This is a genomic window from Rhizobacter sp. (assembly GCF_046595475.1).
Taxonomy (GTDB): domain Bacteria; phylum Pseudomonadota; class Gammaproteobacteria; order Burkholderiales; family Burkholderiaceae_C; genus Rhizobacter.
Genome location: NZ_JBKJOQ010000125.1, coordinates 1 through 8,954, shown reverse-complemented (window position 1 = coordinate 8,954; position 8,954 = coordinate 1). Strand labels below are relative to the sequence as shown.

Annotated in this window: 9 protein-coding genes; 5 read left to right on the top strand and 4 right to left on the bottom strand. The window is 64.2% G+C overall.

Going from position 1 to position 8,954, the window contains the following annotated elements; all coding sequences use genetic code 11:
* From AC30QB_RS22635 to AC30QB_RS22620, 4 genes are all read right to left on the bottom strand, one after another.
* Positions 1–1,133, bottom strand: a 1,133-nt coding sequence (locus AC30QB_RS22635) for a phosphoketolase family protein (protein ID WP_489548542.1), incomplete at its 3' end; no start/stop codon positions are given.
* Between the two features lie 169 nt (positions 1,134–1,302).
* Positions 1,303–3,747, bottom strand: a complete 2,445-nt coding sequence (locus tag AC30QB_RS22630; RefSeq protein ID WP_489548541.1) for a heavy metal translocating P-type ATPase — start codon at positions 3,745–3,747, stop codon at positions 1,303–1,305.
* 4 nt (positions 3,748–3,751) lie between these two features.
* The gene (locus tag AC30QB_RS22625) at positions 3,752–4,021 is read right to left on the bottom strand and encodes a DUF2933 domain-containing protein (RefSeq protein ID WP_489548540.1); all 270 of its coding nucleotides are present in this window, start codon (positions 4,019–4,021) and stop codon (positions 3,752–3,754) included.
* Between the two features lie 215 nt (positions 4,022–4,236).
* Positions 4,237–4,524: a hypothetical protein gene (locus AC30QB_RS22620; RefSeq protein ID WP_489548539.1), complete on the bottom strand. Its 288-nt coding sequence runs from the start codon at positions 4,522–4,524 to the stop codon at positions 4,237–4,239.
* 589 nt (positions 4,525–5,113) lie between these two features.
* On the opposite strand from AC30QB_RS22620, the gene AC30QB_RS22615 reads away from it, so the two are divergent.
* From AC30QB_RS22615 to AC30QB_RS22595, 5 genes are all read left to right on the top strand, one after another.
* Positions 5,114–5,779: a methyltransferase family protein gene (locus AC30QB_RS22615; RefSeq protein ID WP_489548538.1), complete on the top strand. Its 666-nt coding sequence runs from the start codon at positions 5,114–5,116 to the stop codon at positions 5,777–5,779.
* A 71-nt stretch (positions 5,780–5,850) separates the two neighbouring features.
* Complete coding sequence (locus tag AC30QB_RS22610) at positions 5,851–6,075, top strand: heavy-metal-associated domain-containing protein (protein WP_489548537.1); 225 nt, start codon at positions 5,851–5,853, stop codon at positions 6,073–6,075.
* A gap of 109 nt (positions 6,076–6,184) precedes the next feature.
* On the top strand, positions 6,185–6,607 hold the full coding sequence (locus AC30QB_RS22605; RefSeq protein ID WP_489548536.1) for a heavy-metal-associated domain-containing protein: 423 nt from the start codon (positions 6,185–6,187) through the stop codon (positions 6,605–6,607).
* Positions 6,608–6,695: 88 nt separating this feature from the next.
* Positions 6,696–7,082 (top strand): hypothetical protein, encoded by a 387-nt coding sequence (locus AC30QB_RS22600; RefSeq protein ID WP_489548535.1) that lies wholly within the window; start codon positions 6,696–6,698, stop codon positions 7,080–7,082.
* A 74-nt stretch (positions 7,083–7,156) separates the two neighbouring features.
* Positions 7,157–8,954 (top strand): heavy metal translocating P-type ATPase (locus AC30QB_RS22595; protein WP_489548534.1); only part of this gene is annotated, 1,798 nt, incomplete at its 3' end.

Genomic DNA, 8,954 nt, shown 5'->3' with positions numbered 1-8,954 from the left:
CGAAAGTCGGGCATGTGCAGGTCGCGCAACAGCAAGCCGCCATTGGCGTGCGGGTTGGCGCCCATACGCCGCGCGCGCACCGGTGCGAGCTCGGCCAGCTCGGGGATCAACCGGCCCTGCGCGTCGAACAGCTCTTCGGCGCGGTAGCTCTTGAGCCAGTCGTCGAGCAAAGCGAGGTGGCCGGGGTGGGTGGCGGGGTCGCTGATCGGCACTTGGTGGGCGCGGAATGTGCCTTCGATCTTCAGCCCGTCAACCTCTTTCGGCCCGGTCCAGCCCTTGGGCGAGTCGAGCACGATCATCGGCCAGCGCGGGCGCACTGCCTTGCCGGTGGCGCGCGCATCGATCTGCGCAGTTCGGATTTGCACGACCGCCTGGTCCAGCGCTGTGGCCATCGCCTCGTGCATCAAGGCCGGCTCATGGCCGGCCACGAAGATCGGCGTCCAGCCATAGCCGCGCAGCAGCTGCTCCAGCTCTTCGTGGGTGATGCGGGCAAGCAGCGTCGGGTTGGCGATCTTGTAGCCGTTCAGATGCAGGATCGGCAGTACCGCACCATCAGTCACCGGGTCGAGAAACTTGTTGGAGTGCCAGGCGGTGGCCAGTGGCCCGGTCTCGGCTTCGCCGTCACCGACCACGCAAGCGACGATCAACTCAGGGTTGTCAAACGCCGCACCAAACGCATGGCTGAGCGAGTAGCCCAGCTCACCGCCTTCGTGGATCGAGCCCGGGCACTCGGGCGACGCGTGGCTCGGGATGCCACCCGGAAACGAGAACTGCCTGAAGAGCTTTTGCATGCCCGCGACGTCTTGGCTGATGTCGGGGTAGACCTCGCTGTAAGTCCCTTCGAGGTAGGTGTTGGCCACCACCGCCGGCCCGCCGTGTCCTGGCCCCGAGACGTAGATCATGTCGAGGTCGTACTTCTTGATGACGCGGTTCAAGTGCGCGTAAATGAAATTCTGCCCCGGCGTCGTGCCCCAGTGTCCGAGCAGCATGCGCTTGATGTCGGCCAGCGCGAGCGGGCGCCGCAGCAGCGGGTTGTCGTACAGGTACATCTGGCCGACCGACAGGTAGTTGGCCGCGCGCCAGTAGGCGTCGATGCGCTGGCACATGTCTGGCGTCAAGGTACTTGTGCTCATGGAGGGATCGACCCAAGGGTCGCCTTAAAGTTTCGCGGTCCGCAGGCGCAAGGCGCTTTTATGTCCAGACCTGATGACCAGGCCGGGCCGCATGCGGCCAGTGAAGCACTCTCACCGGCGCGGGTCTGTGCGCGAGCGCACGCAGGGCCACAGGCAGGCGAAGCCCGTGTCAGCGGCAATGACCACCACTTCCAGAGCCACCCGCAGGGGGTGGTGTCCACAGCGGATTCTTCTCGCTGATGCCGTCACGCTTGGCAGCTCTCAAGCGCAAGGCATTGGTGATGACGGACGCCGAGCTCAAGCTCATCGCCAGCGCCGCGACCATCGGTGACAGCAGCCACCCGGTGAACGGGTACAACACGCCTGCCGCCAGCGGCACCCCGAGCGAGTTGTAGACGAACGCGAAGCCCAGGTTCTGCTTCATGTTGGCGATGGTCGCCTCTGAGATCTCGCGCGCCCGCAGCATGCCGCGCAAGTCGCCCTTGACCAGGGTGACCTGGGCGCTGTTCAACGCCACGTCGGTGCCGGTACCCATCGCGACACCAACATCGGCCTTCGCCAAGGCCGGCGCATCGTTGATGCCGTCACCAGCCATCGCGACGATCTTGCCTTCGCGCTGCAGGCGATCAACCAGCGCCAGTTTGTCGGCTGGCTTCACCTCGCCGTAGACCTCGTCGATGCCGAGCTTGGCGCCTACGGCCTTGGCGGTGGTGAGACCGTCGCCGGTGGCCATCACCACGCGGATGCCGGCGGCCTTGAGGCCGGCGAGTGCTTCTGCGGTGCTCGCCTTGATCGGGTCTGACACCGCCAGCAGCCCGGCCAGCTTCTCATCCACAGCGAGGTACATCACGCTCGCCCCTTCGGACCGTAAGGCCTCTGCACGCTCTTTGAGGGCTTCGACCTCCACCTTCAGCTCGGTCATCAGCGCCGTGTTGCCGAGCGCGAGCCGCCTGCCGCCCACACTGCCTCGCACGCCAATGCCGGTGCTCGACTCAAAGCCTTCGGGCTTTTCAAGCTGCAGCTTGCGTTCGCGCGCGGCACGCACGATGGCATCGGCCAGGGGGTGCTCGCTGCCCTGATCCAAGCTGGCCGCAAGCCGCAGCACCTCATCTTCAGCGAAGCCCGCGGTCGCAACGGCGCGCTCGAAAGTCGGCTTGCCTTCTGTCAGCGTGCCGGTCTTGTCCACCACCAGCGTATCGACCTTGCGGAAGTTCTCGATCGCTGCTGCGTCGCGAAACAACACACCTTGTGTCGCGGCCCGGCCGGTGGCCACCATGATGGACATGGGCGTCGCCAAGCCGAGCGCGCACGGGCAGGCAATGATGAGCACAGCGACCGCATTGATCAGCCCATAGACCCAGCTGGGCTGCGGCCCAAAAAAGCCCCAAGCGAAGAACGTCAACAGCGCAATCGCCACCACCGTGATGACGAAGTAGCCGGCCACACTGTCGGCCATGCGCTGCATAGGCGCCTTGGAACGCTGGGCGGTCGCGACCATTTGCACGATCTGCGCCAGCATGGTTTGCGAGCCGACGCGCTCGGACTGCATGATGAGCGCCCCCGAAGTGTTCAAGGTGGCGCCGATCAGCTTGTCGCCGGCGGCCTTCGAGACCGGCAGGGGCTCACCCGTCAACATGGACTCGTCGACCGCGCTGCTGCCTTCGGTCACCACCCCGTCGACCGGCACCTTCTCGCCAGGGCGTATGCGCAGCGCGTCGCCCACATGCACATGGGTGATGGGCACGTCTTCTTCGCTGCCGTCGGCATTGATGCGGCGGGCCGTTTTTGGCGCCAAGCCGAGCAGCGACTTGATCGCGGCCGAGGTTTGCGACCGCGCTTTGAGTTCAAGAAGTTGACCCAGCAAGGTCAGCGAGATGATGACGGCCGCCGCCTCGAAATACACCGATACCCGACCCATCGAGACGAACGAGGCCGGGAACAGGCCGGGGGCCACTGTAGCCACGACGCTGTAGACGAACGCCGCGCCGGTGCCCAGCGAGATGAGCGTCCACATGTTCGGGCTGCGGTGCACCAACGACTGCCAGCCCCGCACAAAAAACGGCCAACCGGCCCAGAGCACCACGGGCAAGCTGAGCACCATTTCGATCCAGCTTTGCGTGGCCATCTCGCACCACTGCAGGCGGTGGCCGACCATCGCCAGCACCATGACCACCACACTCAGCGGCAGCGTCCACCAGAAGCGGCGAGTGAAGTCGGCCAGCTCGGGGTTTTCGTCGTCGTCCAGGCTGGGCATGGCCAGTTCGAGTGCCATGCCGCACTTGGGGCAGCTGCCCGGGTGGTCTTGTCGGATTTCGGGGTGCATCGGGCAGGTGTAAATCGCACCTGTGGCGGGCGGCTGCGCTGGCGCGTCATGCCCCTCTGGCGTCTTGGCGGAAGCCCGCTTGCCGAGGTAAGCCTGTGGGTTAGCCGAAAATTTGCCAAGGCAGCCCGCGCTGCAGAAGTAATAAGGCTTGCCCTCGTGCTTCAGAGTGTGGGCCGACGCGGTGGTGACCGCCATGCCACACACGGGATCTTTCAATTCGTCTGCCACTTCTGCCCTTTGATTTGTTTTTGCGTCGGCTGATCCAGCGGCGGTATGTGCGTGCATGTTCATGGCATCAACCCGGCTTTGACGACGATGGTTTGCTGCCGCTCGTCTCGTCGTGGTGTTTGTGCTGCCCATGTCCGCCGTGCCCGTGCATCAAGTGCATCAAGGGGCAAGCGATCAGCAAGAGGTAAATCCAGGAACTTCCCACATGCGCCCAGTGCTCACGCAACAGATAGAAGCCGCCGATCATCGCCAGCATCACCACCGCAACCTTCCAGCGGCGGCGGCCCGTCGATGGGCCATCTGGTATCCATCGTGCATCGTGCGACGTGTCGTTCATGTCATCACTCCCGTTGGTAAGGACAGCTTGCGCGCAAGCTCAAAGCCAAAGATGGCCCCTCCCATCGTGGCAATGTCAAGGCTGGGCGGCAAGACCACGCCGCCTGGTCGGATCGCGGCGCGGCCTGGTGCACCGCTCAGGCGGGCCCGCCCGTGTGACGGTTCAGCAGCGCCTTGCGCTCCTCGCATTCGCCGGGGGGCGAACGGTGGTCATCTTCACGGCTTGGCCGGAGCCTGCGGCATGCGGTCCATCATCATCTGCATCATGGATTGCATCATCTCCATGCGCTGTTCCATCATTTGACCGGGCATGGCCATGTCGCCTGACATCGGCCCCTTGCCCATCATGCCGCCCGGGCTCATGCCACCCATCATGGCCATGCCCCCCTGCATGAGCTTCATCTGGTCCGCCATCAGGGCATTTTTGTCTTCCGGCGTCTTGGCGTGCTCCATCTTCTGGTGCATCTCGCGCATGGCCTCCATGTGCTCATTCATTCGTGCCATGGGTCTGTTGACGCCACCCATTGGCATCGCACCTCCAGTGGTGGACGCGGTGGGCTCGGGATGATGCGCCGCGGAATCGACAGGCGTCTGCGCGCACCCGACGAGACCAAACGTGGTTGCGGCCGCAGCAACGCAGAGAGCTCGAAGTGATTTCATGATGAATTCCTGTGTGTTGAGAAATGGTTTTTGCCCGAACGTTGCGCCGTGACAGCTCTATCGGGCGATACAAGTGCTGGCGGCTGAGGTCAGCCCCCCTTGTCGGCGCTTCGCCGCACCGCGTCTGTGCGCAAGCGCACCCACGGCAAGGGCGGCGGGCATCTGAGCTTCGCGCCCTGAGGGACCGACAAACCTCGACTGCAATCGCATCCTAGGTTCGCAGCAGGTGCGAATCGTTGATGCAGATCAATCCAGGCGGTGCGACGGCCGCGGGGCATGTTCGTCACCGCACAGACGCCCTGGTCACATGAGCCGCACCATCTATCGCACTCGACCGACAGCGGCCCTACCTGTAGCCCCACGGACTGAAAGTTGAGAAGCCGCACACCAGCCCGTGCGGTGAAGACTCTTCAACCCCAAAGGCCACTTTGAAATGAACCCAGAAATCACACACTCAGGTGCGTGGGGAATCGCGGTGATCATGGTCGTGATCGCCTCATGGATCGTCTACCACTACCTGGCCCCCAAATCATGGCGAGAGTGGGCCAGCGCCGGTCTGGTCCAGGCCTTTTTGATCGCGCTCTACGCGGAGATGTATGGGTTCCCGCTGACCATCTACCTGCTGGCGCGCTTCTTCGGGCTCGACCGACCAGACCTGAGCGCCAGCCTGTGGTCCACCCTGCTCGGTGTGGGCGAACTGGGCATGATGATTTCGATGGTGCTGGGCTACGCACTGCTCTTCGTCGGCCTGGGCCTGTTTGCGCAAGGCTGGCGCGAGCTCTATCGTGCACGCCGCGATAACCGCCTCGCCGACGACAAGCTCTACGGGCTCGTCAGGCATCCGCAGTACACGGGGCTGTTCATCGCCTTGTTCGGCGAAGGCATCGTGCACTGGCCTACCCTGTTTTCGGTGGCGCTGTTTCCGGTCATCGTGCTGGCCTACACGCTGCTCGCTCGACGCGAGGAGAAGAACATGGCGCAACAGTTTGGCGCCCGGTACGAGACCTACCGGCAGCGCGTGCCGATGTTCTTTCCTAAGCCGGAACTCTGGCGCCGGCTTCTCACTCCCACCGAGCCTGCCCCGGGTGCCAAAGACTGACGGTGCAAATCACCGCTGCTCATTGGCGCTCGCCCCGGGGCCCGGCCCCGTTCATCCACGGAGAAACCACCATGCAAACCTTCAAATTCGACGTCCAAGGAATGACCTGCGGCGGCTGCACTGGCAGCGTGCAGCGCGCGCTCAGCAAGATCGACGGCGTCAGTCATGTTGACGTATCGCTGAGCCCCGGCTCTGCCACCCTGGACGCCGACACCGCACGCGTAACGCCCGCCCAGATCGAGTCCGCGATCAGCAGCCTTGGCTACCCGGCCAGGCTGCACACGGCAGAGGCATGAGCCCACCGGCCGCCCCACGGGCGAATGCCGATAGGTGCAGCCTGAAGGTAGACCGACGCCATCCAGTCACAGCGCCTGGCGCGCTGACCCCACTCACAAAGGATCCACCATGAAAACCAGCGCCATTGAAGTGCACGACATGCTGTCGGTGTTCAGCGTCGACGAAGTCGAGAAGCGCATCGGCGAGGTGCCGGGTGTCCAGAGCGTGACCGTGAACTTTGCGGCCGGCAATGCCACCGTGCGCTACGACGAAACACAGCTTGAGGCGAGCGATATCAAGTCGGCCGTGCGCCAACGCGGCCTTGATGCAACCCCGCCCGCTGCGACCGCGCCGGACGAGGGCCACGCTGGGCATTTACCGCCCGCCGCACCTTCCGAGCCCTCCAAGTCGGCATCACCTGCGAGTGCTGCCGGCGCACCTGCGGCCGATGCTTCTGTGGACGCGGCACCGCCGGATGCACCGCCAGCCAAACCGGCGGATGCGCCTGCTGGCGATGCCCAACCGGCCGAAGCCGCAGCCGAGAAAGCATAGGTTCGTTGGCTACCCTCGAAGTCAAACGCATGTGGCACTTGACCCAGCCACTTTGAATGGGCCAGCAACTGCTCTGCAGGAGATCACCATGACGACAGCAACACAACGCAACGTGCTCGGTTTGCCACCGGCGTTGAGAACTGCCCAGGCAGCCATGCAATCGGCCGAAGTGCAGAAGATGCTGCGCAGACTGTCCGCGCACGGGCTGGGCATATGCATGCCGCACATGCACGACGAGAAGACCGGCGAATTCCAGCCGCTTCCCGATCGGCTCGTGCAAGTGGAGGCTGGCCTGGAGGTGAGCTTCCGACCCGCGACAGAAATCGCAACACAGGCCGGTCGCTTTCTGCCCGTGGCCTGGTTTTGGCGCGATGGCATGTCGATGCCGTCGGCCGTCTGCGAGATGGTGCAGAACGATGACGGGCCAGACGATGAGGAGACCCCCGTCAAACACAAGATGGCAACGCGGAACTGATCCCATTCAAGCGCTCGGCCGGCTTCATGGCACCGGCAAGAACCTCTGCACATGAAGCCGAAGAAGGAATCACGATGAAGACCAGCGTTATCGAAGTTCACGCCATGCTGTCGGTGCTGCGCGTGGACGAGGTGGAAAAGCGGATCGGCGAAGTGCCTGGCGTCGAAAGCGTGACCGTGAATTTCGCTGCCGAAAACGCCACCGTGCGCTATGACGAGACGCGACTGGAAGTGGCCGACATCAAGTCGGCTCTGCGCCTGCGTGCGCACGAGCCCGCCGCGCCCACTGGGTCGGCGGAGCATGCCATCGAGGCTGCACCCATTGCGGCTGCCGCGACGAAAGCGCCTCCGGCAGCCGCTTCTTCCACACCAGCGGCCACACCAGCGACGATGCCAGCGCCCAGCGCCGATGCCATGCCTGAGGGCATGGTGATGGCGGGTATGGCTTCGCCCACCGGCGATGCACCCAAGCCAATCCCCTCTCCCGACTCGGCGCCGCCGGTGGCGGCCACATCCCTATTTCTGAAGCTGAAGTCGTGGCTTTCGCCGGCAACGTCCGAAGACAAGGCCGCCTCGCCAGCGCCGGCTGCGGCCGACCACAAAGGCCACGGTAGCCACGGCGACACATCGTCGCCCATGTCTGCCGCCATGGCCCAAGAGATGGGCCACAGCGGCAACATGGATCTGCCGGCGATGGTGCGCGACATGCGCAACCGCTTCTGGATTTGCCTGGTGTTCACCGTTCCCATCTTCATCTACTCGCCAATGGGCAACATGTTCGCGGCCCCCGCGCCGCCCTTCGGTCTGCCCCTCAACCAGTGGCTGTTCGGCCTGGCCAGCGCTGCGGTTGTCTACCCGAGCTGGTCGTTCTTTGTGTCGGCCTGGCGGTCGCTGCTGAAACGAAAGCTGACCATGGCGACGCTGGTCGTGCTCAGCGCGGGCACGGGTTACCTGTTCAGCGTCGGCGCCACCTTCTTTTTCGAGAGCGATCAGTTCTTCGAAGCGGTCTCCATGCTGATGGTGTTCATTCTGCTCGGCCACTGGTTGGAGATGCGAGCCCGTGCGGGTGCCTCGTCGGCCATCAAGGCGTTGTTGAAACTGACCCCTGCCAAGGCCTTCGTGCTGCGCAAAGGCGCTGAGGTCGAGGTGGCGACCGCCGACGTGGTGGTGGGCGACATCGTCGTGATCCGTCCGGGCAACAAGATCCCAGTGGACGGCACGGTCGAGTCGGGTGATTCACTGGTTGATGAATCGATGCTCACCGGCGAGTCGATGCCGGTGCAAAAAGGCCCGGGCGCCAAGGTGGCGGGTGCCACCATCAACACCAGCGGCACCTTCCGATACAAGGCCACCAAGGTCGGCTCCGACACCGCGCTGGCGCAGATCGTCAAGCTTGTGCAAGAGGCGCAAAACTCCAAAGCGCCCGCGCAGTTGCTGGCTGACAAGGCGGCGCAGTGGCTGGTGGTCGCCGCTATTGGCATCGGGCTGCTGACCTTCGCGGTGTGGTTCTGGTGGGTCGGCCAGCCGCTGCTGTTCGCCGTCACGCTGACCATCACGGTCTTCGTCATCGCCTGCCCTGATGCGCTGGGTTTGGCCACACCGATGGCGGTGATGGTCAGCACCGGCCTGGGGGCTGCCAATGGCATCTTGTTCAAGAACGCCTCGGCGCTGGAAGACGCCACCAAGCTCAACGTCATCGTCTTCGACAAGACCGGCACACTCACCGTCGGCAAGCCTGAGGTGGTGGATATGGTGATGGACGAAGGCATCACCGAAGATGTGCTGTTGCTCGCGGCCGCTGCCGTCGAACAGGGGTCGGCCCACCCGTTGGCGCAGGCCATCCTGCGACGCGCTGCAACGCTGAAGGTCGTCG

Coding starts and splice junctions, on each gene's coding strand:
- AC30QB_RS22630 (WP_489548541.1), bottom strand. CDS start 3,747: ATGAACATGCACGCACATACCGCCGCTGGATCAGCCGACGCAAAAACA.
- AC30QB_RS22625 (WP_489548540.1), bottom strand. CDS start 4,021: ATGAACGACACGTCGCACGATGCACGATGGATACCAGATGGCCCATCG.
- AC30QB_RS22620 (WP_489548539.1), bottom strand. CDS start 4,524: ATGGCACGAATGAATGAGCACATGGAGGCCATGCGCGAGATGCACCAG.
- AC30QB_RS22615 (WP_489548538.1), top strand. CDS start 5,114: ATGAACCCAGAAATCACACACTCAGGTGCGTGGGGAATCGCGGTGATC.
- AC30QB_RS22610 (WP_489548537.1), top strand. CDS start 5,851: ATGCAAACCTTCAAATTCGACGTCCAAGGAATGACCTGCGGCGGCTGC.
- AC30QB_RS22605 (WP_489548536.1), top strand. CDS start 6,185: ATGAAAACCAGCGCCATTGAAGTGCACGACATGCTGTCGGTGTTCAGC.
- AC30QB_RS22600 (WP_489548535.1), top strand. CDS start 6,696: ATGACGACAGCAACACAACGCAACGTGCTCGGTTTGCCACCGGCGTTG.